The sequence below is a fragment of the Achromobacter xylosoxidans genome (assembly GCF_002192695.1).
GTDB lineage: Bacteria > Pseudomonadota > Gammaproteobacteria > Burkholderiales > Burkholderiaceae_B > Achromobacter > Achromobacter xylosoxidans_C.
Window position 1 is genome coordinate 41,944 of the sequence record NZ_MTLG01000052.1, and the last position, 21,805, is coordinate 63,748.

The 21,805-nt window shown below is 66.7% G+C and carries 19 protein-coding genes; 5 read left to right on the forward strand and 14 right to left on the reverse strand.

Annotated features, from left to right (window positions below; genetic code table 11):
• Window positions 1–89: 89 nt before the first annotated feature.
• From icd to BRO63_RS05205, 3 genes are all read left to right on the forward strand, one after another.
• Window positions 90–1,346, forward strand: coding sequence for an NADP-dependent isocitrate dehydrogenase (icd, locus tag BRO63_RS05195; RefSeq protein ID WP_013391875.1), 1,257 nt, complete (start codon window positions 90–92; stop codon window positions 1,344–1,346).
• A gap of 123 nt (window positions 1,347–1,469) precedes the next feature.
• Window positions 1,470–2,729, forward strand: coding sequence for an O-antigen ligase family protein (locus BRO63_RS05200; protein ID WP_088138715.1), 1,260 nt, complete (start codon window positions 1,470–1,472; stop codon window positions 2,727–2,729).
• Window positions 2,730–2,947: 218 nt separating this feature from the next.
• Entirely contained in the window at window positions 2,948–4,489 is a 1,542-nt protein-coding gene (locus BRO63_RS05205; protein ID WP_088138716.1) for a methyl-accepting chemotaxis protein, read from the forward strand.
• Here BRO63_RS05205 and BRO63_RS05210 read toward each other — a convergent pair.
• The 9 genes from BRO63_RS05210 to kdpF form a co-directional block, all read right to left on the reverse strand.
• Window positions 4,467–5,366: a dihydrodipicolinate synthase family protein gene (locus tag BRO63_RS05210; RefSeq protein WP_088138717.1), complete on the reverse strand. Its 900-nt coding sequence runs from the start codon at window positions 5,364–5,366 to the stop codon at window positions 4,467–4,469. The genes BRO63_RS05205 and BRO63_RS05210 overlap by 23 nt on opposite strands.
• A 3-nt stretch (window positions 5,367–5,369) precedes the next feature.
• On the reverse strand, window positions 5,370–5,693 hold the full coding sequence (locus BRO63_RS05215) for a hypothetical protein (RefSeq protein WP_256942839.1): 324 nt from the start codon (window positions 5,691–5,693) through the stop codon (window positions 5,370–5,372).
• A 145-nt stretch (window positions 5,694–5,838) separates the two neighbouring features.
• Complete coding sequence (locus BRO63_RS05220) at window positions 5,839–6,615, reverse strand: TorF family putative porin (RefSeq protein WP_088138718.1); 777 nt, start codon at window positions 6,613–6,615, stop codon at window positions 5,839–5,841.
• Between the two features lie 117 nt (window positions 6,616–6,732).
• The gene (kdpE, locus tag BRO63_RS05225; RefSeq protein WP_088138719.1) at window positions 6,733–7,425 is read right to left on the reverse strand and encodes a two-component system response regulator KdpE; all 693 of its coding nucleotides are present in this window, start codon (window positions 7,423–7,425) and stop codon (window positions 6,733–6,735) included.
• A gap of 12 nt (window positions 7,426–7,437) precedes the next feature.
• Window positions 7,438–10,224 carry a sensor histidine kinase gene (locus tag BRO63_RS05230; RefSeq protein WP_088138720.1) on the reverse strand — a complete coding sequence of 929 codons (2,787 nt, stop codon included), beginning with the start codon at window positions 10,222–10,224 and terminating at the stop codon, window positions 7,438–7,440.
• Window positions 10,225–10,275: 51 nt separating this feature from the next.
• Entirely contained in the window at window positions 10,276–10,884 is a 609-nt protein-coding gene (gene kdpC / locus BRO63_RS05235) for a potassium-transporting ATPase subunit KdpC (RefSeq protein WP_088138721.1), read from the reverse strand.
• 25 nt (window positions 10,885–10,909) lie between these two features.
• Window positions 10,910–13,069 (reverse strand): potassium-transporting ATPase subunit KdpB, encoded by a 2,160-nt coding sequence (gene kdpB / locus BRO63_RS05240; RefSeq protein ID WP_088138722.1) that lies wholly within the window; start codon window positions 13,067–13,069, stop codon window positions 10,910–10,912.
• A gap of 8 nt (window positions 13,070–13,077) precedes the next feature.
• Complete coding sequence (gene kdpA / locus BRO63_RS05245; protein WP_088138723.1) at window positions 13,078–14,880, reverse strand: potassium-transporting ATPase subunit KdpA; 1,803 nt, start codon at window positions 14,878–14,880, stop codon at window positions 13,078–13,080.
• Complete coding sequence (gene kdpF, locus BRO63_RS05250) at window positions 14,880–14,969, reverse strand: K(+)-transporting ATPase subunit F (protein WP_013391886.1); 90 nt, start codon at window positions 14,967–14,969, stop codon at window positions 14,880–14,882. Before kdpF ends, kdpA begins: the two co-directional genes overlap by 1 nt.
• A gap of 721 nt (window positions 14,970–15,690) precedes the next feature.
• On the opposite strand from kdpF, the gene BRO63_RS05255 reads away from it, so the two are divergent.
• Window positions 15,691–15,969, forward strand: coding sequence for a DUF4212 domain-containing protein (locus BRO63_RS05255; RefSeq protein ID WP_088138724.1), 279 nt, complete (start codon window positions 15,691–15,693; stop codon window positions 15,967–15,969).
• A complete protein-coding gene (locus tag BRO63_RS05260) occupies window positions 15,969–18,059 on the forward strand; it encodes a sodium:solute symporter family protein (protein WP_088138725.1) in 2,091 nt (696 codons plus the stop codon). The genes BRO63_RS05255 and BRO63_RS05260 overlap by 1 nt, the downstream gene beginning before the upstream one ends.
• On the opposite strand, the gene BRO63_RS05265 is transcribed toward BRO63_RS05260, so the two are convergent.
• The 5 genes from BRO63_RS05265 to trxB are packed head-to-tail and all read right to left on the reverse strand — an operon-like array spanning window position 18,056 to window position 21,769.
• The gene (locus BRO63_RS05265; protein WP_088138726.1) at window positions 18,056–19,198 is read right to left on the reverse strand and encodes a hypothetical protein; all 1,143 of its coding nucleotides are present in this window, start codon (window positions 19,196–19,198) and stop codon (window positions 18,056–18,058) included. The two genes, BRO63_RS05260 and BRO63_RS05265, sit on opposite strands and share 4 nt — an antisense overlap.
• Entirely contained in the window at window positions 19,185–19,832 is a 648-nt protein-coding gene (locus tag BRO63_RS05270; protein ID WP_088138727.1) for a hypothetical protein, read from the reverse strand. The genes BRO63_RS05265 and BRO63_RS05270 overlap by 14 nt, the downstream gene beginning before the upstream one ends.
• Window positions 19,829–20,158, reverse strand: a complete 330-nt coding sequence (locus BRO63_RS05275; RefSeq protein WP_013391892.1) for a DMT family transporter — start codon at window positions 20,156–20,158, stop codon at window positions 19,829–19,831. The genes BRO63_RS05270 and BRO63_RS05275 overlap by 4 nt, the downstream gene beginning before the upstream one ends.
• Window positions 20,155–20,823, reverse strand: coding sequence for a Smr/MutS family protein (locus tag BRO63_RS05280; protein ID WP_088138728.1), 669 nt, complete (start codon window positions 20,821–20,823; stop codon window positions 20,155–20,157). The genes BRO63_RS05275 and BRO63_RS05280 overlap by 4 nt, the downstream gene beginning before the upstream one ends.
• Window positions 20,810–21,769 carry a thioredoxin-disulfide reductase gene (gene trxB, locus BRO63_RS05285; RefSeq protein WP_088138729.1) on the reverse strand — a complete coding sequence of 320 codons (960 nt, stop codon included), beginning with the start codon at window positions 21,767–21,769 and terminating at the stop codon, window positions 20,810–20,812. The genes BRO63_RS05280 and trxB overlap by 14 nt, the downstream gene beginning before the upstream one ends.
• Window positions 21,770–21,805 lie beyond the last annotated feature (36 nt).

Consider the following 21,805-nt stretch of genomic DNA (forward strand, 5'->3'; position numbering starts at 1 on the left):
CGGTTCCCGTGGGCGATCTTCCCCGCCGGAACGGACACTTCCCGATGCCGGCGCGTGCAGAAAAACCACTCGGAGCAAATGGAGCATTCATGTCCTACCAACATATCAAGGTTCCCGCTGGCGGCCAGAAGATCACGGTCAATGCTGATTTCTCGCTGAATGTGCCCGATCAGCCCATCGTCCCCTACATCGAAGGCGACGGCACGGGTGCTGACATCACCCCGGTGATGATCAAGGTCGTCGACGCGGCGGTGCAGAAGGCCTATGGCGGCAAGCGCAAGATCCACTGGATGGAAGTCTATGCCGGCGAGAAGGCCACCAAGGTCTACGGCCCGGACGTGTGGCTGCCTGACGAAACCCTGGAAGTCGTCAAGGACTACGTGGTGTCCATCAAGGGCCCGCTGACCACGCCTGTCGGCGGCGGCATCCGTTCGCTGAACGTGGCCCTGCGCCAGCAGCTGGACCTGTATGTCTGCCTGCGCCCGGTGGCGTACTTCAAGGGCGTGCCTTCGCCGGTGCGCGAACCCGAAAAGACCAACATGGTGATCTTCCGCGAGAACTCGGAAGACATCTATGCCGGTATCGAATACATGGCCGAAAGCGAGCAGGCCAAGGAACTGATCCAGTTCCTGCAGACCAAGCTCGGCGTGAAGAAGATCCGCTTCCCGAACACCTCGTCCATCGGCATCAAGCCGGTCTCGCGCGAAGGCACCGAGCGCCTGGTGCGCAAGGCTGCGCAGTACGTCATCGACAATGACCGCACGTCGCTGACCCTGGTGCACAAGGGCAACATCATGAAGTTCACGGAAGGCGGCTTCCGCGACTGGGGCTACGCGCTGCTGCAGAAGGAATTCGGCGCCACGCTGATCGACGGCGGCCCGTGGTGCAAGTTCAAGAACCCGAAGACGGGCCGCGAGATCATCGTCAAGGACGTGATCGCCGACGCCTTCCTGCAGCAGATCCTGCTGCGTCCGGCCGAATACGACGTGATCGCCACGCTGAACCTGAACGGCGACTACATCTCGGACGCGCTGGCCGCGCAAGTGGGCGGCATCGGCATCGCCCCGGGCGCCAACCTGTCCGACTCGGTCGCCATGTTCGAAGCCACCCACGGCACCGCGCCCAAGTACGCCGGCAAGGACTACGTGAACCCCGGTTCCGAAATCCTCTCGGCCGAAATGATGCTGCGCCACATGGGCTGGACCGAAGCCGCCGACCTGATCATCTCCAGCATGGAAAAATCCATCCTGTCCAAGAAGGTCACGTACGACTTCGCCCGCCTGCTCGAAGGCGCGACCCAGGTGTCGTGCTCGGGCTTTGGCCAGGTGATGATCGATAATATGTAACTGGCGGCTTGCCGCCCGCATGTCCAGTAAACCCGCCCGCCGTCATGGCGGGCGGGTTTTGTCTGATTAACCAAACTGCATGGCGCGCGTCGCGCTTGTTTCGTTTTTACCAGGTTGAGTGTAGTGCCCCGACTGTACGTTTTCTTGGCCACGTCGCTGGTGGTGTTGGTTCCCGCGCTGGCGTTGACCAGCCCGGTGGGTGGGCCGGCCATTGCCTATCTGACCGGTTTGATCGCATTGACGGCGCTAGCCGCCAACGCGATCAAACGCTACGAACCGATGGATTTCCGGGCCTTGTGGCCCATGGCGCTGGCGCTGCTGCTACCGCTGTTGTGCATGTTCATCACGGCCGCCGTGCGAGGCGTATGGAGCGATTCCGAATTGGAAAAGCTGCTCCGGTTCGCGCTGGCGCTGCCTGTGCTCTGGCTGTTGCTGAGAGCGCCGCAAGATTGGCTCAAGCAGATCCAGTGGAGCATCTTGACCGGCGCGCTGGCGGGGTCGGCGATGCTGATCGTCACCATGAAGCTGTGGGGCCGCGAGGCGGTCGTCGAGATCGGAGGGCGCTACAACGCCGTTTCCTTCGCGAACATGACCCTGCTGTTGGGCATGATGTCGCTGTTGTCGATCAGATGGGGGCCGAGCAAGCCCTGGCCGCATTTTGCAACCGGCCTCAAGGTGCTGGCCTTCGGCATGAGCGTGTGGGCGACCTGGGTTTCCCAAACGCGTAGCAGCTGGATGTTGCTCCCCATCCTGGCGCTGGTGTTTCTGTTGGGGTTGCGCGGCTGGAGCCGTCGGCACAAGGTGTACTGTGCGCTGGCGGTCAGCGCGGCCCTGGTCGTCAGCGCGGCTGGGCTATGGCATTTCAGCAGTCGCATGCAGGCGGTCAAGACGGATCTGCAGGATTTCACCACATCAGCCGACCGGGACTCCTCGCTCGGCATCCGTTTGCAACTGTGGCGGGCATCCATCGAGATGTTCAAGAAGAGCCCTGTCGTGGGCGTGGGGCCGAGCAACTTCCGCAAGGAACTGGCCGAGCTCGAGAAGCGCGGGGTGGTGTCGCGCGAAGTCGTCGAAGGCTACGGCGAACCCCACAACGACCTGCTCGCCGCCCTGTCCGGATACGGGCTGCTGGGCCTGCTGAGCATACTCGCGCTGTATCTGGTGCCGGCCTACATTTTCCTGCGCCGGCTGGCCAGCGATGACCGTGTCATACGCGTCGGCGCGCAATTGGGCTTGCTGTTCTGTCTGGGTTATTGCGCATTCAGCCTGACTGAAATGATGTTCCGCAATATGCGCAGCGTACCGACGTATTCCTTGATCGTGGTGGCCCTGATCGCGCTGACCACGCCGCGCTCCGCAGGCGCAGCACGGGCGCCGGCCTAGGAAAGGGCTGTATAAAAGGCGGAATGAACCGCCACTACGAAAAAACGCAAGGCAAGCGCGCCTTGCGTTTTTTTTATGGGCTTTGCGCTAGATCAAGCGCGTCGCGCTGGCTTGGCGAAAACCCTGGTGCTGTCCCTTATTCTGACGGAACAAATACATAAAACGTCACATTCTGCCTTGATTAGTTTCATGGCCGGATGAACAAGGATAAGAGGACTATGAAAAATTCCAGCTTGCGCAGGGAGCTGCTGTGGTTCGTGTTCGCGGTCGGCGCCGTTGTGCTGGCCTTGGGCGCCTGGGACGCCTGGGAGCGCCGCGCCGAGATGGTGGCCGAGCGCAAGACCGAACTGCGCCACGTCCTCGATCTGGCATCCAGCATCGTGCGCAACGGCAAGCAAAGCGTGCGCGAGGGCATGCCTCAGGAGGAGGCCAAGCGCAATGTGGCGCGCCGGCTGGCGCAACTGCGCTATGGCGCGGACGGTTACGTGGGCGCCTTCGGCGACGGCTATGACCTGCTGGTGCATCCCGATCCCAAGCTGGTCGGCACCAACGTCCGTTCCGTCAAGGACAGCGCAGGGCAGCCGATCTTCGAAAACCTCTACGCCCAGGGCAAGGCTGGCGGCGGCTATACGCGCTACCAATTCCCGCGGCCAGGAACGGAACAGGCGCTGCCCAAGATCAGTTACGCCGCCTACGACGCCGACTGGGGCTGGCTGTTGTTCACGGGCCTGTATGTGGATGACGTCGATCAGGCGTTCTACGCCACCTTGTGGCGGCAGGGCGGGGTGACGCTCGGCCTCCTGGTGCTGCTGTTGGCGGCGGCGCTGCGCTTTTTCCGCGCGCACATCCTCGGTCCGCTGGATCAGGCGGTGGCGGTATGCGAACGCGTGGCCAATGGTGATCTGTCCGGCAGCGTGCCGCGCAACCAGCGTGGCGAGATCGGGCGCCTGTTCGACGCGCTGGCGCGGATGCAGGAGCGCCTGGACGGGGCGGTGCGCAGCATCGTGCATTCCACCACCTCGATCGCCGCAGCCTCGCGGCAGATCGCGGCGGGCAGCATGGACCTGTCGGACCGCACCGAGAAGCAGGCCGCCGCGCTGGAGCAGACGGCCGCCAGCGTGGAACAGATCACCGCGACCGCCCAGCAGAGCGCGCAACATGTGCGCGAGGTCAGCGCGCTGGCCGGCCAGGCGGCGCAGCTGGCGCGGCAGGGCAGCGATGAAACCCAGCATGCCATCGACGCCATGCGCGAAATTTCACATAGTTCGCAGCGCATCGACGAGATCATCCGGCTGATCGACGAGATCGCGTTCCAGACCAACATCCTGGCATTGAACGCCGCGGTGGAAGCAGCGCGGGCCGGAGAACAGGGCCGGGGCTTCGCGGTGGTGGCGGGCGAGGTGCGCGCGCTGGCTCAACGCTCGGCCACCGCCGCCAAGGAAATCAAGACGCTGATCGAAGCGTCGGCGGATTCGGTGGCGCGTGGCAGCCAGCGCGTGGAACAGGCCAGCGCGACGATGGGTAATGTGCTGGAGTCGGCCGCCACCAGCGCGCCGCTGATGGGCGAGATCGCCACGGCCTCGGCGGAGCAGAGCGTGGGCATAGAGCAGATCAACCAGGCCGTGACGCATCTGGACGGGGTGACGCAGCAGAACGCGGCGCTGGTGGAAGAGTTCGCCGCGTCGGCTGCCGCCCTGCGCGATCAGGCGGGCGAACTGGCGAACGCGGTGTCCGTCTTCAGGCTGTCTGCAGCCGGCTAGGCGAGCCTTGCACCACGCTCATGGCCCGTTGCAGGCGTTGTCCAAGCTCGCGGCTGGCGCTGGTCATGGGCATGCGCAGCTCGTCGGCGATGAGTCCCTGCATGGCGAGGACGCGCTTGATGGGCGCGGGATTGGGTTCGGCAAACAGCAGGCGGATCAGGCCGCGCAGCGGCTCGAACAGCTCGCGCGCGGCCTCCGCGTGGCCTTCGCGGGCCAGTTGCATGACCTCGACATAGCGCTCGGGAAAGATATGCGCGGCGGCCGGGATGGCGCCGCCGCCGCCGGCCAGGAAGTGGTCCAGCAGGGCCAGGTCCTCGCCGCATAGCGGGGTCAGCGCGCTGCGCCGGTTCAGCGCCGCCAGCACCGAGGGATTGCATTCCTTCACGGCGCTGAAGTTGGGCAGCGCCGCCAACGCCTCCATGGTTTCGACCGTCATCGTTACGCCGGTGCGCTTGGGGATGTTGTACAGGATGATGGGCCGCTCCGTGGCCCAGGCGATCTGCCGGTAATGCCAAAGAATGCCGGCCTGCGACGGACCCAGGTAGTAGGGCGGCGGCACCAGATAGCCGGCCGGCTGGTACTTGTCCAGGCGGCGGATTGCGGTCGCGACGCCGCGCGTATCCACGCCGCCGGCGCCGAATACCAGCGGCAGCGCGTGCGGATCGCTCGATATGGCTTCTATCATGTCGACCTTTTCCGGCACGCTGAGCAGGTTGCCCTCGCCGGTGGAGCCAAACAGCACCAGGCCGGCGATACCCGCGTTGCGGTAGTAGCGGGCCAGCGCCTGCGCGGCGTCCAGGTCCACATAGCCGCCGCGCAGCGGCGTGACCATGGGCAGCCAGAGGCCCTCGAATGCGGTCTTGCGTGGCATGTCCATGACTTACTGCACCGTCATGGCGTGCGCGGGACGCACCGGGCCGAACTCGGCGCGGGGCAGGCCGGACATTACGGCGTGCATCAGCGCGTCCAGTTGGCCGCGTTCGCATTGCAGCTGCAGCACGCTTTGCGCATGCGCGTGATCCACCGACAGCACGTAGACGCCGATGCGCTCGCCCAGCGCGCGGTGCAGCGCCAGTCGCACGTTCAGCGCGTCCAGCGTATCTATCCTGATGGTCAGCGCGACCAGATCGGCACGGGCTTGGGTGCGCTGCGCGGGCAGGATATCGGGCATGGGGGCGTGGCGGGCTTGCAGTCGGGGGATCATGGCGGGTAGCGGGATCGGAGGCGCCGCTGGCGGCGTTCCGGGGGATCCGGTTGGTTGATGACGGTTCCACTATAGGAAGCGCGCCGTAAATCCTGCCAATAAAAGCGGACGTGGCGCGTAAAAAACGCGTCAACGTCCGGGGCGCTCAGAACGTCTTGGTCAGCGACAGCAAACCTGTCGCGCGGCCCATGTCGCGGCCGCGCGTATTGGTGTAGACGGCGCGGTCGGCGTTGGTGTCCAGATAGGCCAGCGATACCGACAGGCCCTGGCCGAAGTCCTTCGTCAGCCCCAGCTTCCAGTCCGTGTACGAACCGTTGTCGACGTTGCGCACTTCCTGGCGGCCCACGTGAGCGTTGACGGTCAGGCCCCAGACGCCCGTGTCGAAGTTGCCGGACAGGTCGAAGTACTGGCTGTATTTGCTGTCCGCGAAGCCGAACAGATTGGTCATGGCGATGGAATACTTGAACATCACCGGTCCGTAGCCGATGCCGGCGTAGAGCTCGGTGGTGTCGGGACTGGTGTAGCCGGACGGATAGTCGCCGGGATAGTAGTACTGCAGGATGCCCAGGTCCACGGGCACGTCTTGCGCGAGATTGCCTTTGTAGCCGCCGTAGAAGTCCATTTCCACGGGGGCGGAGACTGCGCTGTTGCTATCGTTGAGCCAGCTGATGCTGGAGTTCCAGTTGCCCAGGTAGAAGCCGCTGGCGTGGGCCAGGTCGAATCCGCCCTGGATGGCGGGCTTGTTATTGCTTTGCATCAGGCCGCGATAGCGGTATTGGCTGGCCAGGGTGATGTTGGCCGTCAATGTGAGGTCGGACGCGGCGGGCGCTGCGTCGGCGGGCGCGTCGGCGGCCAGTGCGTTGCCGGCTTGCGCGGCGGCCAGGGTCAGCAGCGCGAACGCGGCCAGGGTGTGGCGGGGCATGGGGGTGTTCCTAGAGTGGGATCGGACCGCAACAATAGGAGCAACCGCATAAAGGCCGAGACAAGACTTGCGGGCTGCGCGTAAACGCGGCGTCAACGCGCGCCCGCCGCGCCGGCCTCAGCCCGCGAAGCGATAGCCCACGCCGATCTCGGTCAGCAGGTAGACGGGCTGGGCGGGATCGGCTTCCAGCTTCTGGCGCAGATGACCCATGTAGATGCGCAAGTAGTGGTTGCTCTCCACGTGCGACGGCCCCCACACCTCGCGCAGCAGTTCGCGGTGCGTCATGACCTTGCCGCGATGCGCCAGCAGCGCCGCCAGCAGCCGGTACTCCATCGCGGTCAGGTGCACGTGCTGGCCGCCGCGTTCGACCACGCGCTTGGCGAAGTCCACGCGCACGTCGCCGAAGCTGATTTCGGAAGCATTGCCCGCGCCGCCTCTTGCGTGCCGCCGCAGCAGCACGCGCAGGCGCGCCAGCAGTTCGCTGACGCCGAAGGGCTTGGTCAGGTAGTCGTCGGCCCCGGCGTCCAGCGCGGCGACCTTGTCGGCCTCGGCGCTGCGGGCGGACAGCACCAGTACCGGCACTTCGGTCCAGCCGCGCAGTTCGCGGATCAGCGTCATGCCGTCTTCGTCGGGCAGGCCCAGGTCCAGCACCACCGCGTCGGGCTGCCGGGTGCCGGCCTCGATCAGGCCGCGCTTGACGGTATCGGCTTCGTGGACGGCGCAGCCCTCGCTTTCCAGGGCCTGGCGCACGAAGCGCCGGATGTTGGCGTCGTCTTCAATGATGAGGACGGTAGGCTGGTAATCGAACATGCGTGGCGGCGATCAAGGATTTTCGGATTGGATCGGGGGCGGGGTGCCCAGGGGCAGGGTGAAGACGAACTGCGCGCCGGATTCCTGGCCCGGCGCGTGTTCGACCCAGATTCTCCCATGATGGGCGGCGATGATGGCTTCGCAGACCGCCAGGCCCAGGCCGACGCCGGGCGTCGCGGACTCGCGGTCGCCGCGCGTGAATTTCTCGAAGATGCGGCGCTCCGCGCCTGGCGGCACGCCCGGGCCGTTGTCGCTGACCGCCACGCGCAACTGGCCTTCGTGCACGTCGGCATGCACGCGCAGGGCGCTGCCGGCGGGCGTGTACTTGGCCGCGTTCTCCAGCAGATTGCACAGCACGCGCTCGATCAGCACGCCGTCGCATTCCACCAGCGGCAGCTGCGACAGACTGTCCACGGCGATGCGATGGCCGGCCAGCGGTTCGCGCATGGCGGCAAGCGAGGCGCCGACCAGTTCTTCGATGGATTGCCATTCCAGGCGCAACGGCGTGTCGCGGTTCTGCAGCCGCGCCATGTCCAGCAGATTGACGACCAGCGCGTGCATGCGCTGGGCTTGGTCGCGCATGGCGCGGACGGTGTCGTGGATGCCGGGGGGCAGCGTCGCCTGCTGGCGCATCAGCGTGTCCGTCATGCCGACCAGGCTGGTCAGCGGGGTGCGCAGGTCGTGCGATACGGCCGCCAGCAGCGAGTTGCGCAGCTTCTCGGATTCCATGCTGACCAGCGCCTGCTGCGCTACTTCCACGTAGTGCAGGCGCTCCAGCGCAATGGCGATCAGGGTGGCGTAGGCCTCGATCTGGCGGCGCGAGTCGGGATTCAGGAACAGGCTGCGGCGCGGCGCCGCCAGCGCCAGCACGCCGCGGGTGCGCATTGGCGCCTTCAGGGGCAGATACAGCAGTTCGCTGTTGGACAGGGTGGCGGTGCCTGCACCGGCGGGCTGCCCGTGGTCGTAGACCCACTGGGCCAGCGCGGATTCCAGCGGCGGCATGTCGTCGGCGGCCGCGGATGCCAGTTTCAGCCTGTCGTCCATGCCCAGGATGTACAGCGCGCAGCGCGAGCCGAAGGTGGCATGCACGAAGGCGCCGGCCAGGGTGACGATCTGCTCCGGCAGCAGCGCGGACGACAGCTCGCGCGCGAATTCATAGAGGCTGCGGGCGTCGGCTTCGCGCTTGACCGAGGCTTGCGCCTGCAAGCGCAGGCCGGCCGTCAACTGGCCGATGAGCAGGCCCACCGAGAGCAGCACGCCGAAGGTCAGCAGGTACTGCACGTCCGACACGGCGAAGGACGCCAGCGGTTGCACAAAGAAGAAGTCGAACAGCCCGACGCTGACGACCGAGGCCAGCGCCGCCGGCCCGCGGCCATGGCGCAGCGCCACCGCCACCACCGCCAGCAGGAACAGCATGACGATATTGGTCTGGTGCAGGGCGGGAAAGGCCAGCATGGACAGCGCCGTGGCCGCGGCGCAATAGCACAGCGCCCAGGCATAGCCCGCCAGCGGCCGCGGATTGCGTTCGTCCGCGCTCAGGCGCGCGCGTTGTCCCAGCGTGAGCGGATCGCGCCCGGGCGCCGTGGCGGCGGGCAGCGGCGGCGCGCCCAGGCGGATGATGTCGATCTCGGGGCAGCCCGCGGCCAGCATGTCGGCGAAGCTGTGGCGCCGCCACAGCCAGCCCGGCGAGATGGCCGCGGTCAGCAGCGCGGACAGCGACAGGCGCAGGCGTTGCAAACCACTGGCGCGGGTGCGGCCGATGATGGCCTTGGTGATGTTGTGCCGGCGCACGTAGCGCACCACGGCGTCGACCATGTCGCCGCCGGCCAGGGTTTCGCTGCGTGCGCCCAGTGAATCGGCCAGCGCCAGGCTGCGCTGGATGCGTTCCTGTTCGGCCTGGGGCGGCGGGGCCGCGCGCGGCGTGTCGATGGTGACCACGTGCAGATCGCATTCCAGCTGCTGGCTCAGGCGGTGGGCGCTGCGGATGACGTACTCGGCGTCCACGTCCGGACCGATGCAGGCGACCACGGCTTCGCGCGTGCGCCACACCGGTTCGATGGCGCGGTCGCGGCGATAGGCCTGGACGTCGTCGTCGACGTGGTCGGCGGTGCGGCGCAGCGCCAGCTCGCGCAGCGCGATCAGGTTGCCCTTGCGGAAGAAATTGCGGGTGGCGTGGCGGGCCTGCTCTGGCAGATAGACCTTGCCTTCCTTCAGGCGACGCAGCAGCTCGTCGGCGGACAGGTCCACCAGGATGACTTCGTCGGCCGCATCGAAGACCTCGTCGGGCACGGTTTCCCAGACGCGCACCCCGGTGATGCTGCCCACCGCTTCGTTCAGGCTGTCCAGGTGCTGCACGTTCAGCGTGGTCCAGACGTCGATGCCTGCGGTCAGCAATTCATGGATGTCCTGCCAGCGCTTGGCGTGGCGCGAGCCGGGCGCGTTGGAGTGCGCCAGCTCGTCCACCAGCACCAGATCCGGGCGCCGGGCCAGCGCGCCGTCCAGGTCGAATTCCTTCAGCACATGGCCGCGGTACGGCACGTCCTTGAGCGGCAGGACAGGCAGGCCTTCCAGCAGCGTGGCGGTTTCGCGCCGGCCGTGGGTTTCGACGATGCCGGCCAGCACGTCGGCGCCCTGGGCGGCCTGCGCGCGCGCCGCCTCCAGCATGGCGTAGGTCTTGCCCACGCCGGCCGACGACCCGAAGTAGACGCGCAGCTTGCCGCGCACCGCCTGGCGCGCGGCGTCGTCCAGGGTCTTCAAGAGCGCGTCGGGATCGGGACGCTCGCCAGCGATATCAGCCATGAACGCGCAAGAGGAGTGAGGGAACGGCTGGCAATACTATACGCCGCGGCATCAGCGCGCCGGACGCAATTGGTCCAGCGCTAGGTTCAGCGTCAGCACGTTGACCGCGGGGTCCCCCAGCACGCCCAGCCAGGGCTTCTCGGTATGGGCCTGGATCAGGGCATCGACCTGAGCGCGCGGCAGGCCGCGGGCGCGCGCCACGCGGGCCGCCTGGTAGGCCGCGGCGGCCGGGCTGATGTGCGGGTCCAGCCCGCTGCCGGACGCGGTGACCAGGTCCACCGGCACGGGCACGGGGTTGTCGGGATCAGCCGCCTTCAATGCGGCGATGCGGGCCTGGATGGCGTCGGCCAGCGCCGGATTGCGCGGGCCCAGGTTCGAACCGCCGGAGCCGGCGCCGTTGTACGGCATGGGCGCGGTGGCCGACGGCCGGCCCCAGAAGTAGCCGGGCGAGCTGAACGACTGGCCGATCAGCTCCGAACCCACGACGCGGTCGCCTTGCTTGATCAGCGAGCCGGCCGCTTCGTGCGGGAACACGGCGGCGGCGATGCCCGTGGTCAGGAAGGGGTAGGCCAGGCCGGTGACCAGCGACAGCGCGGCGAAGACGACCAGCGCGGGGCGCAGGATGCCGCCTTGGCGCGGCAGGGTGGCGGAATTTTTCATGATGGGTTCCTTGCGGTTTTGGGGCTCAGGCCCAGCCCAGGGCGGCCAGTACCATGTCGACCAGCTTGATGCCGGCAAACGGCACCAGCAGGCCGCCCAGGCCATAGATGAGCAGATTGCGGCGCAACAGCACGGCCGCGCCCAGCGCGCGGTAGCGCACGCCCTTGAGCGCCAGCGGGATCAGCACCACGATGATCAGCGCGTTGAAGATCACGGCCGACAGGATGGCCGAGGCCGGCGTGGCCAGGCCCATGATGTTCAGCACGTTCAATTGCGGATAGACGGTGGCGAAGGCGGCCGGAATGATGGCGAAGTACTTGGCCACGTCGTTGGCCACGCTGAAGGTCGTGAGCGCGCCGCGGGTCATCAGCATCTGCTTGCCGATCTCGACGATCTCGATGAGCTTGGTGGGGTTGGAATCCAGGTCCACCATATTGCCCGCCTCCTTGGCGGCCTGGGTGCCCGAATTCATCGCCACCGCCACGTCGGCCTGCGCCAGCGCAGGCGCATCGTTGGTGCCGTCGCCCGTCATCGCCACCAGCCGGCCTTCCGCCTGGTAGGCGCGGATCAGCTTGAGCTTGGCCTCGGGGGTGGCTTCGGCCAGGAAATCGTCCACGCCGGCCTCGGCGGCGATGGACGCGGCCGTGAGCTTGTTGTCGCCCGTGATCATCACGGTCTTGATGCCCATGCGGCGCAGTTCCGCGAAGCGCGACTGGATGTCGGGTTTGACGATGTCCTTCAGCTCGACCACGCCCAAGGCGCGGTTGCCGTCGCTGACCATCAGTGGCGTGCTGCCGCGGCGGGCCACGTCCTCGGCCAGGCGCAGGGCCTGCTCCGGCACGGTCGAGTCCTGCTCGGCCAGCCAGGCCTGCACGGCGTCGACCGCGCCCTTGCGGATCATGCGGCCGTTCAGGTTCACGCCGCTCATGCGCGATTGCGCGGTGAAGGGCACGAATTCGGCGTGCGCCATGGGCGCGGCCGGCGCGTGGATGGATTTGTCGGCCAGCGCCACGATGCTGCGGCCTTCCGGCGTTTCATCGGCCAGCGAGGCCAGGCGCGCGGCCTCCGCCAGTTCGCGCGCGGACACGCCGGGAGCCGGCAGGAAGGTCGAGGCCTGGCGGTTGCCGAAGGTGATGGTGCCGGTCTTGTCCAGCAGCAGCACGTCCACGTCGCCCGCGGCTTCGACCGCGCGGCCCGAGGTGGCGATGACGTTGGCGCCCATCATGCGGCTCATGCCCGCCACGCCGATGGCCGACAGCAGGCCGCCGATGGTGGTGGGAATCAGGCAGACCAGCAGCGCGACCAGCACCGTCACCGTGACGACGGACCCGCCGCCGGCGGCGTTGACCGCGTAGATCGAGAACGGCATCAGGGTCACGACCACCAGCAGGAACACCACGGTCAAGCCGACCAAGAGGATGGTGAGGGCCAGCTCGTTGGGCGTCTTCTGGCGCTTGGCGCCTTCCACCATGGCGATCATGCGGTCCAGGAAGCTCTCGCCCGGATCGGCGGCGATGCGCACGAAGATCCAGTCCGACAGCACGCGGGTGCCGCCGGTAACGGACGAGAAGTCGCCGCCGGATTCGCGGATCACGGGAGCGGATTCGCCGGTGATGGCGCTTTCATCGACCGACGCCACGCCGGCGATGACCTGGCCGTCGCCGGGGATGGTTTCGCCCGCTTCGACCAGCACCACGTCGCCGCGGCGCAGCAGGCCCGAGGGCTGCTTGGCGGCCCGGCTGCGCCAGTCGCCCGGCTGCGCCGTGCTGGCGTCGACGTCGCGAAAGCCCTTGAGCAGGCGCGCGTCGATGGTGGTGCGCAGGCCGCGCAGGGTGGCCGCCTGCTGTTTGCCGCGGCCTTCGGCCAGGGCTTCGGCGAAGTTCGCGAACAGCACGGTGAACCACAGCCATACGCTGATCGCCAGGATGAACCCGGCGGGGGCTTCGGCCTGGCCGCGCAGGGCCATGACCCACAGCACCGTGGTCAGGATGCTGCCCACGTAGACCACGAACATCACGGGGTTCTTCAGCTGCGCGGCGGGTGAGAGCTTGCGCAGGCTGTCCAGCATCGCGGGGCCGACCAGGGCGCGCGACCACATGCCGAACTGGCGTTCATGCACGCCGTGCGATGCGGCGCGGGCGGCGCCGCCTCCGGCGCCGGTAGTAGAGGTTTCAATCTTGGCCATTTTCATTCCTAGCCTTTAATTTGCAGATGTTCTGCGACCGGGCCGAGAGCCAGCGCCGGCACGTACGTCAAAGCGCCTACCAGCAACACGGCGCCGATCAGCAGCACCACGAACAGCGGGCCGGTCGTGGGCATGCTGCCGGGGCCGGCTGGCAGCCGGCGCTTGGCGGCCAGCGAACCGGCCATCGCCAGGATGGCGACGATGATGGCGAAGCGGCCGAACCACATGGCGATGCCCAGCAGCACGTTGTAGAAGGGCGTGTTGGCGGACAACCCGGCGAAGGCGCTGCCGTTGTTATTGGCGGCCGACGTCAGGGCATAGAGGATTTCGGAGAAGCCGTGGATGCCCGGGTTCAGCACACCGGCCTGGCCGGCCGATACCGAGACCGCCAGCGCCGTGCCGACCAGCACCAGCAGCGGGGTCGCCAGGATGACGATGGAAACCATCTTCATGTCGTAGGCTTCGATCTTCTTGCCCAGGTACTCCGGGGTGCGGCCTATCATCAGCCCGGCGATGAAGACGCCCAGGATGGCGAAGGCCAGCATGCCGTACAGACCCGAGCCCACGCCGCCGAAGACCACCTCGCCCAGCTGCATCAACAGCATCGGCGTCAGGCCGCCCATGGCGTTGAGCGAATCGTGCATGCCGTTGACCGCGCCGCAGGAAGCCGCCGTGGTGACGGTGGCGAACAGCGAGGTGGCGGCGATGCCGAAGCGGGTCTCCTTGCCTTCCATGTTGCCGCCCGGCGAGAACGCGCTGAGCGCGCTGTCGGCGCCGGCCTGCGCGGCCATCGGATTGGGCTGCTGCTCGAAGTAGGCGGCGGACAGGGCGAATACCGCGAACAGCACGGTCATGGCCGCCAGGATCGCGATGCCCTGGCGCCGGCTGCCCACCATCTCGCCGAACGAGAAGCACAGCGCGGCGGGAATTGCCAGGATGGCCAGCATCTCCAGGAAGTTCGCCAGCGGCGTGGGGTTCTCGAAGGGATGCGCGGAGTTGGCGTTGAAGAAGCCGCCGCCGTTGGTCCCCAGCAGCTTGATCGATTCCTGCGAAGCGACCGGGCCCATGGCCAGGGTCTGGGTCTTGCTGACGGCGGGATCGGTCACGGCCTGTCCCTGGGCGTCCAGTACGGGTTGGCCCTGGGCATCCACGCGGGGCTGCTCGTAGTGCACGGCCTCGACGGTCTGGACTTCCTGGTAGGGGCTGAAATTCTGGATCACGCCCTGGCTGACCAGCGCCAGCGCCAGCACCAGGGACAGCGGCAGCAGCACGTACAGCGTGCTGCGCACCATGTCGGTCCAGAAGTTGCCCACCGTGGCCGAGCAATGGCGTGACAGGCCGCGGATCAGCGCGAACAGCACGGCGATGCCAGTGGCGGCCGAGACGAAGTTCTGCACCGTCAACGCCAACATCTGCGTCAGGTAGCTCATGGTCGATTCGCCGCCATAGCCCTGCCAGTTGGTGTTGGCCACGAAGCTGATGGCGGTGTTCAGGGCGGAATCCGGCGATACCGCGCCCAGGCCGGCGGGATTGAGCGGCAGCGCGCCCTGCAGGCGCTGCAAGGCGTACACGGCCGCGATGCCGATGATGTTGAAGGCCAGCACTGCCACGGCGTAGCGCTTCCAGCCCATCTCGGCCTGCGGGTCTATGCCCGCCAGGCGGTAGATGCCGCGCTCGATGGGGCGGCCCCAGGCGGTCAGCCGGGACTGCCCGTTTTCCATGGCGATGCGGATGTAGCGCCCGAGCAGGGGCGCGATCGCAAGCAGGACTGCCAGGTACACGACCAGCAATCCGACGAATTCGGCGGTCATCAGAATTTCTCCGGTTTGAACAGTGCGACCAGCAGGTACACGAACAACAGGGCGGCCGTCAGGCCGCTCAGCCAATAGAGCCAGTTCATGGTTGCTCTCCCGAAGACAAGGTTTCGCAGAACCGCAGCAGGGCGAAAGTCAGCCCGGCCATGACGGCAAAGATGACGATATAGATGGCATCCACGTATTTCCTCCCGGGAGCGGCGCTCCCTTCGAACGACGGGCCTGCGCGGCGTATAGGGATGCGCGCCGGGCAGGCGTAGTGACCAATCAGGACACCGGCAGGTTACGGAGCGGGGGGTAAAAACGGGGTATACGTTTGGGAGGGGGGTATAAATGAAACGTAAACGCGGCCCGCTGCCCGAATGCGGGCATGGCGCGCACGCGGCCGCGTTCCATCCTGGGGCGGCCCGGCGGTGGGGAATGAAGGCGGGGAGCGCGGGAACTGGAATGGCCGCAAGGCCTCCCAGAAAATCCCAATATTTAGAACATCGAACTCAAATTGCACCAATGTGGTGCAGGAAATATGTAAATGAATGCTCCTTCTTAGGGCATTCCCCTAGTGTGACAATCCCGCATCTGGTGCAGAATCTCATCCCATGCAGGTGAGGAGACAAAGCCCTGCATGGGCAAATACCGGCGGCACCGGTACATAAAAAAAGTAAAGCAGTACCCAAAAAAAGCAAAACGCACAGCGGCTGGCACCAGGAAGTGCCAGCCGTTGTCGCATAAAAAGCTGGCATTTCAAGTGCATAGGCTTTTCAAGCGCCGCGTTTCGCGATAATTAGACAGGGTTCGCTCATCCTAGTTATGTCGGAATCGCGCCTTTCATCCTCGAAGCCAGCCACGACTCCCTATTGGCGCCGCAACCTGCGGCTGATCCTGGTGTTGCTCGTCGCCTGGGCCGCGCTGACTTTCATTCCCGCCTTTTTCGCCCGCAGCCTGAGCTTCGACTTCATCGGCTGGCCGTTCGCGTTCTGGATGGCTGCCTATGGCGCGCCGCTGGCCTACCTGATCATCATCGGCATCTATGCCCGGGTCATGAACCGCGCCGATGAACGCTCCGAAGACGCTGGAGGGCGCCGCTGATGCCGTTTTTCAGCGGAGACACGCCCCAGCAATTCAGACTCCGGCTGCGCCGCATCTATGTGCTGTACACGGCGGGCTTTGCGCTGATGATCCTCTTGATGGCGCTGGCCGAGATCCTGGGCATGCCGCGCAACTGGATCGGCTATGTGTTCCTGCTGGTCACGGTCAGCTTGTACGCCGGCATCGGCATCGTCTGCCGGACCTCGGATCAGGTCGAGTACTACGTGGCCGGCCGGCGGGTGCCGGCGATCTACAACGGCATGGCCACGGCCGCCGACTGGATGTCGGTGGCTTCCTTCATCGGGGTGGCGGGCACGCTCTACCTGACGGGCTATGGGGGGCTGGCCTACATCATGGGCTGGACCGGTGGCTACGTGCTGGTGGCGATGCTGCTGGCGCCTTACCTGCGGCGCTTCGGCCAATACACCATTCCGGACTTCATGGGCGCGCGCTATGGCGGCAACATGCCGCGCCTGGCGGGCGTGGCCTGCGCGATTCTCTGTTCCTTCACCTACCTGGTGGCGCAGATCTATGGCGTGGGCATCATCACCACGCGCATGACCGGCATTTCCTTCGAACTCGGCATTTTCGTGGCGCTGGGCGGCATGCTGGTCTGTTCGTTCCTGGGCGGCATGCGCGCGGTCACCTGGACGCAGGTGGGGCAGTACATCATCCTGGTCATCGCCTATCTGGTGCCGGTGGTCTGGCTGTCCGTCAAGCACACCAACATGCCTGTGCCGCAGTTGTCGGCCGGCGTGGTGCTGCAGCAGGTCACCGAAAAAGAGGTCTACCTGCAGAACGACCCGTCCGAAATCGAGGTGCGCCGGCTTTGGCAGGAGCGCGCCGACGAGATGGGCCGCCGGATGGCGGCATTGCCCGAATCCTGGACGCTGGAAAAGGACAAGCTGCGCAGCCGGCTGGCGCAGTTGAACGCCAACGACGCGCCCATGGTCGAGATCCGCTCGGCCGAGCGCGAGCTGGCCGGCTACCCCGGCAGCGTGGAAGAGGCTCGCATCGCATGGGCGCAGGCCAAGGCCACCTTCGAGGCGCGGGCCGCGCCGGCCACGCCGCATGCGGAACCGTTTCCGTCCAAAGATCCGGAAGAGCAGCGCAACATGCGCATCAACTTCCTGGCGTTGGTGCTCTGCCTGATGTTGGGCACTGCCGGCATGCCGCACATCCTGATGCGTTCATACACCACGCCCTCGGTCATCGAGGCGCGCAAGTCGGTGTGTTGGTCGCTGCTGTTCATCCTGCTGCTGTATTTCATGGCGCCAGCGCTGGCGCTGCTGGTGAAGTACGAGGTCTATACCCAGGTGGTGGGATCCAGCTTTCTCAGCCTGCCCAACTGGGTGCATGCCTGGAGCGCCGTCGACAGCAATCTGCTGGACGTGACCGACGTCAACCGCGACGGCATCGTGCAGTTGAGCGAGATCAGCATGGGCGCCGACGTGGTGGTGCTGGCCATGCCGGAAATCGGCGGCTTGCCCTACGTGATTTCGGCCCTGGTGGCGGCGGGCGGCCTGGCCGCGGCGCTGTCTACTGCCGACGGCCTGTTGCTGACCCTGTCCAACTCCCTGTCGCACGACATGTGGTACCGCATGGTGTCGCCACGCATGTCGGCCGCGCGCCGCGTGATGGTGTCCAAGATCCTGCTGCTGCTGGTGGCCTTCGGCGCCGCCTGGGTGGCGGCGCGCAAGCCCGCAGACATCCTGTTCATGGTGTCGGCTGCGTTCTCGTTCGCCGCCTCGTCATTCTTTCCCGCGCTGGTCATGGGCGTGTTCTGGCGCCGCGCCAACAAATGGGGCGCGACGCTGGGCATGGCGGCGGGGCTGGCGGTGACGTTCTCCTATATGACGCACACGCATCCGTGGCTGCGCGAATGGGTGCTGGGCATTTCGCGCACGCAGCCGGTGGATCTGTGGTGGGGCATCCAGCCGATCGCGGCGGGCGTGTTCGGCGCGCCGGTGGCTTTCCTGACGATCATCGTGGTGTCCTTGCTGACGCCGCCGCCCGACCGCGCCACTCTGGCGCTGGTGGACTACCTGCGCCATCCGGGCGCGCCCAAGCCGCAGGGCGAGCGCGTCTAAGGCGTTCCGCAGGCGTCGGCGTTGCGGTTTTCCGGGTTGACGCAGGAAGCCCACAGCGCCGCGGGCATGGCTTGCAGCAAGGTATAGGTCTGGCCAGGCGCCCATAGCCAATGCACGCCGCCCGGCGTCTGGCCGGCGGCGTCCCAGATGCGCTTGCGTTGCGTGGCAGTCATGGTGAATTGCCGGTGGTCGCCGCTATTGCCTTGCGCCAATATTTGCGCGGAATCCCGCTTGGCGGCATAGATGCTGGCAAGCCCCTCGGCCGTCTTTTTGGGCCGCACGATGGCCCAATCGTAGTTGTACGAGTCCAGCTCGGGCGCTTCCCAGGCGGGGCCCGGCAGCACCAGCGCGGGGTAGGGATCCAGGCTTGCGCGGTACGGCAGCCCCAGCACGGGAGGCTCGTCCGCCCATGTCTGCCGTTGGCGCAGATAGCGTTGCGCCTTGCTGCCCTGGGCGTCATGCGTCACGACTTCAAACGCGTCGCCGGACTGGTCTTGATAGGAAATGGTGCGCAGCAGCCGGCCCGCGGCGTCGTGCACGTAGCGGGCCAGGGGCCGGGAGGGCGCCGAGCAATCGTTGGCGCCCAGTTCGGCCAGCCAGCCGTGGGCGTCGTAGCGCAGGCAGTAGCGCGCCGGCCGGTTGCGGCGGCCGTCCCAGGCGCGCGAGCGTTCCTCGTAGCCAGTCAGCCGGCCGGCGGCGTCATAGTAGAAGCGCGTTTCAGCGTCTGGCGGGGGCAGCGCGGCCTTGCCCGATTCGCGGGTTTCGTGGACGGCGTTGGCACTGTAACGGGCGATGCCGCACAAATGCTGGCGGCCGCCGGGAGCGCTTTCCCAGCGCAGCATGGTGGCGCCGATGCGGGCGTGCGGCGCGGCGGCGTAGACGGACCAGTCCACCTGTTCGGCCCAGATGGTGGCCAAGGCGCGTCCGTCCGTGGCGATGGCGACCTCAGGCAGCCATGAGCGGATGCGCGAGCCGTCCAGCGCCAGCAAGGTATTCGTGTCGTCCAGGGAAATATCCATCACCCTGGTATGGCGCTGCGCGGACACCGCCAGCGGTTCGCAGAGCGCGCTGGCCAGCCCCGGCGCTGTTGACAGTGCCGCCAGCGCAAGCAGGCGCCGCCCGGAGTCAAAGCGCGGCATTGTGCAGGTAGGCGATCAGCCCCCAGAGTTCGCTGCCGACCCCGCCCAGGCGCAAGGCGTTGTCGCGGGTGTCCATCAGCAGGAAGGGGTAGGCGTTGCGCTCCAGCTTGCCTGGAGGCGGCAGTCTGTAGGGCGTGAAGTGCTCGCCCGACAGCAGGTAGGTATTGGTCATGTCGCCGACATCCACATGCAGGTACCAGACGGTCAGGTCCGCGGCGTTCAGGGCCGCGTCCGATTCCGGATACAGGCCGCCCTGGCCGGCGGGGATGGCGCTGTCCAGCACGGCCATGAACACCGCGCGAGGACCGGATTTGGGAAAGTAGGCCCCTTCACCGCTGCGCTGCGTGAACGCTTGGCGGATGAATCCCGCGCCGCGCGTACCGGGCACCACCGTGCGGGCGAACAGCGCGTCCAGCTGGGCTTGCGACAAGGGGCCAGGCGTGGCGGACAACAGGTCCAGGTCCTGCTTGAAGGCGGTCAACCAGGTCCGGTAACGCACGAGCTCGGCCGCGCGGTTGAACTCCTGGGCCAGGGCATCGCCGGCGGGCAGCAGGCCCAGACAGCCCAGGCACAGCCAGGCCGCCAGCCAGCGGCGGATCCAGGAACTCGCCGTCGACCCGTCGCGGGGTTTCAATGGGAAACGGACTTCGAGAAGACGTTCATCACCACCACGCCGGCGATGATGAGGCCGATGCCGATGAGAGCGGGCGTGTCCAGGTGCTGCTTGAACAGCACCGCGCCCACGATGGAGATCAGCACGATGCCCACGCCGGACCAGATGGCGTAGGCGATGCCCACGGGGATCTCGCGCAGCGTCAGCGACAGGAAGTAGAACGAGATCAGGTAGCCGACCACCGTGATGATGGACGGCGTCAGGCGGGTGAAGCCTTCGGACCCCTTGAGCGCGCTGGTCGCGAAGATCTCGGCGATGATGGCCACGCCCAGGTAGAGCCATTTCATTTGCGCGTTCCTTCGGATTGCCGCAGCAGCACCAGCAGGGCGCCCGCGCCGCCTTCGCGCTCGGGCGCCTCGGAAAACGCCAGGACTTCGCTTTTCTGCACCAGCCAGGTGCGGGCCTTGTCCTTCAGCACCGGTTCCAGCCCCTGCGAACCGTAGCCCTTGCCGTGCACGATGCGCACGCAGCGGATGCCGTGCTCCTGGCATTCGTCCAGGAACGACAGCAGGGCGTGGCGCGCCTGTTCCACGCGCAGGCCGTGCAGGTCCAGTTCGGCGCCGGCGCGCCATTGGCCGCGGCGCAGGTTGCGCGCGGTGTCGGGCGCGGCGTCGCTGCGCACGAAGGCGGTGCCGCCTTCGGACAGCAGGTGCGTGATCTCGCCGCCGTCGGACACGCCGGCATCGGCGCGCGTGGGCGCTTCACCCAGTGCGTTGGCGCGGCGCAGCGCGGGCGCGGGTTCCGCCACGGGCTTGTGCTCCACCCGGGCGGCCTGCTTGATCGGCGTGACCGACTGCATCGTGCGTTTGAATGCCGCCATGTCGTCCACGGGGGCGGTTTCGGGCTTTTTCAGCACCGCCACCCGCTGGGCGAGGGCGGCGCGTTCGCGCTCGGCCTGCAGGTCTTTCTTCAGGCGTTTCAGGTCGGCCAGGCCGACCTTACTGCCCCGCATTCTCCAGCCACCGTTGTGCGTCCAGCGCGGCCATGCAGCCCGTGCCGGCGCTGGTGATGGCCTGGCGGTAGACGTGGTCCTGCACGTCGCCGGCGGCGAACACGCCTGGGACCGAGGTCATCGTGGCCATGCCGGACAGGCCGCTCTTGGTGACGATGTAGCCGTCCTTCATTTCGAGCTGGCCCTGGAAGATCTCGGTGTTGGGCTGGTGGCCGATGGCGATGAACGCGCCGGTGACCGCCATGTCCTCGGTGGCGCCGGTGTCCACGTGGCGTACGCGCACGCCGGTGACGCCGCTGTCGTCGCCCAGCACTTCTTCCAGGGTATGGAACAGCTTCAGTTCCATATTGCCGGTCTCGACCTTGCTCATGAGCTTGTCGACCAGGATGGGCTCGGCGCGGAACTTGTCGCGGCGGTGGATCAGGGTGACCTTGCGGCAGATGTTCGACAGGTACAGCGCTTCTTCCACGGCGGTATTGCCGCCGCCGACCACGACCACGTCCTGGTTGCGGTAGAAGAAGCCGTCGCAGGTGGCGCAGCCGGACACGCCGCGGCCCATGAAGGCCTCTTCAGACGGCAGGCCGAGGTACTTGGCCGAGGCGCCGGTGGCGATGATCAGGGCGTCGCAGGTGTAGATCTTGCCGGTGTCGCCCGTGAGGGTGAACGGGCGCTTGGACACGTCGACCTTGGCAATGTGGTCGAAGATCATTTCGGTGTTGAAACGTTCGGCGTGCTTCTGGAAGCGCTGCATCAGGTCCGGACCCTGCACGCCATCGGCGTCGGCCGGCCAGTTGTCGACGTCCGTGGTGGTCATGAGCTGGCCGCCTTGGGCCAGACCTGTAACAAGAACAGGGCTCAAATTGGCGCGTGCCGCATAGACGGCCGCCGTGTAACCGGCAGGGCCGGAACCGAGTATCAAAACTTTAGCGTGCGTAGGCGTGGACATGGGCGGGTATCTTTAGGTTAACGCCCAATTATAATG

Bases quoted from the DNA above. Each gene is read 5' to 3' on its own strand.
- BRO63_RS05215 (WP_256942839.1), bottom strand. From the start codon at position 5,693: ATGATCCCCCGACTGCAAGCCCGCCACGCCCCCATGCCCGATATCCTG.
- BRO63_RS05230 (WP_088138720.1), bottom strand. From the start codon at position 10,224: ATGGCTGATATCGCTGGCGAGCGTCCCGATCCCGACGCGCTCTTGAAG.
- icd (WP_013391875.1), top strand. From the start codon at position 90: ATGTCCTACCAACATATCAAGGTTCCCGCTGGCGGCCAGAAGATCACG.
- BRO63_RS05260 (WP_088138725.1), top strand. From the start codon at position 15,969: ATGCCGTTTTTCAGCGGAGACACGCCCCAGCAATTCAGACTCCGGCTG.
- BRO63_RS05210 (WP_088138717.1), bottom strand. From the start codon at position 5,366: ATGGACATGCCACGCAAGACCGCATTCGAGGGCCTCTGGCTGCCCATG.
- trxB (WP_088138729.1), bottom strand. From the start codon at position 21,769: ATGTCCACGCCTACGCACGCTAAAGTTTTGATACTCGGTTCCGGCCCT.
- kdpA (WP_088138723.1), bottom strand. From the start codon at position 14,880: ATGACCGCCGAATTCGTCGGATTGCTGGTCGTGTACCTGGCAGTCCTG.
- kdpC (WP_088138721.1), bottom strand. From the start codon at position 10,884: ATGAAAAATTCCGCCACCCTGCCGCGCCAAGGCGGCATCCTGCGCCCC.
- BRO63_RS05205 (WP_088138716.1), top strand. From the start codon at position 2,948: ATGAAAAATTCCAGCTTGCGCAGGGAGCTGCTGTGGTTCGTGTTCGCG.
- kdpB (WP_088138722.1), bottom strand. From the start codon at position 13,069: ATGGCCAAGATTGAAACCTCTACTACCGGCGCCGGAGGCGGCGCCGCC.
- BRO63_RS05280 (WP_088138728.1), bottom strand. From the start codon at position 20,823: ATGCGGGGCAGTAAGGTCGGCCTGGCCGACCTGAAACGCCTGAAGAAA.
- BRO63_RS05255 (WP_088138724.1), top strand. From the start codon at position 15,691: ATGTCGGAATCGCGCCTTTCATCCTCGAAGCCAGCCACGACTCCCTAT.
- BRO63_RS05275 (WP_013391892.1), bottom strand. From the start codon at position 20,158: ATGAAATGGCTCTACCTGGGCGTGGCCATCATCGCCGAGATCTTCGCG.
- BRO63_RS05220 (WP_088138718.1), bottom strand. From the start codon at position 6,615: ATGCCCCGCCACACCCTGGCCGCGTTCGCGCTGCTGACCCTGGCCGCC.
- BRO63_RS05265 (WP_088138726.1), bottom strand. From the start codon at position 19,198: ATGCCGCGCTTTGACTCCGGGCGGCGCCTGCTTGCGCTGGCGGCACTG.
- kdpE (WP_088138719.1), bottom strand. From the start codon at position 7,425: ATGTTCGATTACCAGCCTACCGTCCTCATCATTGAAGACGACGCCAAC.
- kdpF (WP_013391886.1), bottom strand. From the start codon at position 14,969: ATGAACTGGCTCTATTGGCTGAGCGGCCTGACGGCCGCCCTGTTGTTC.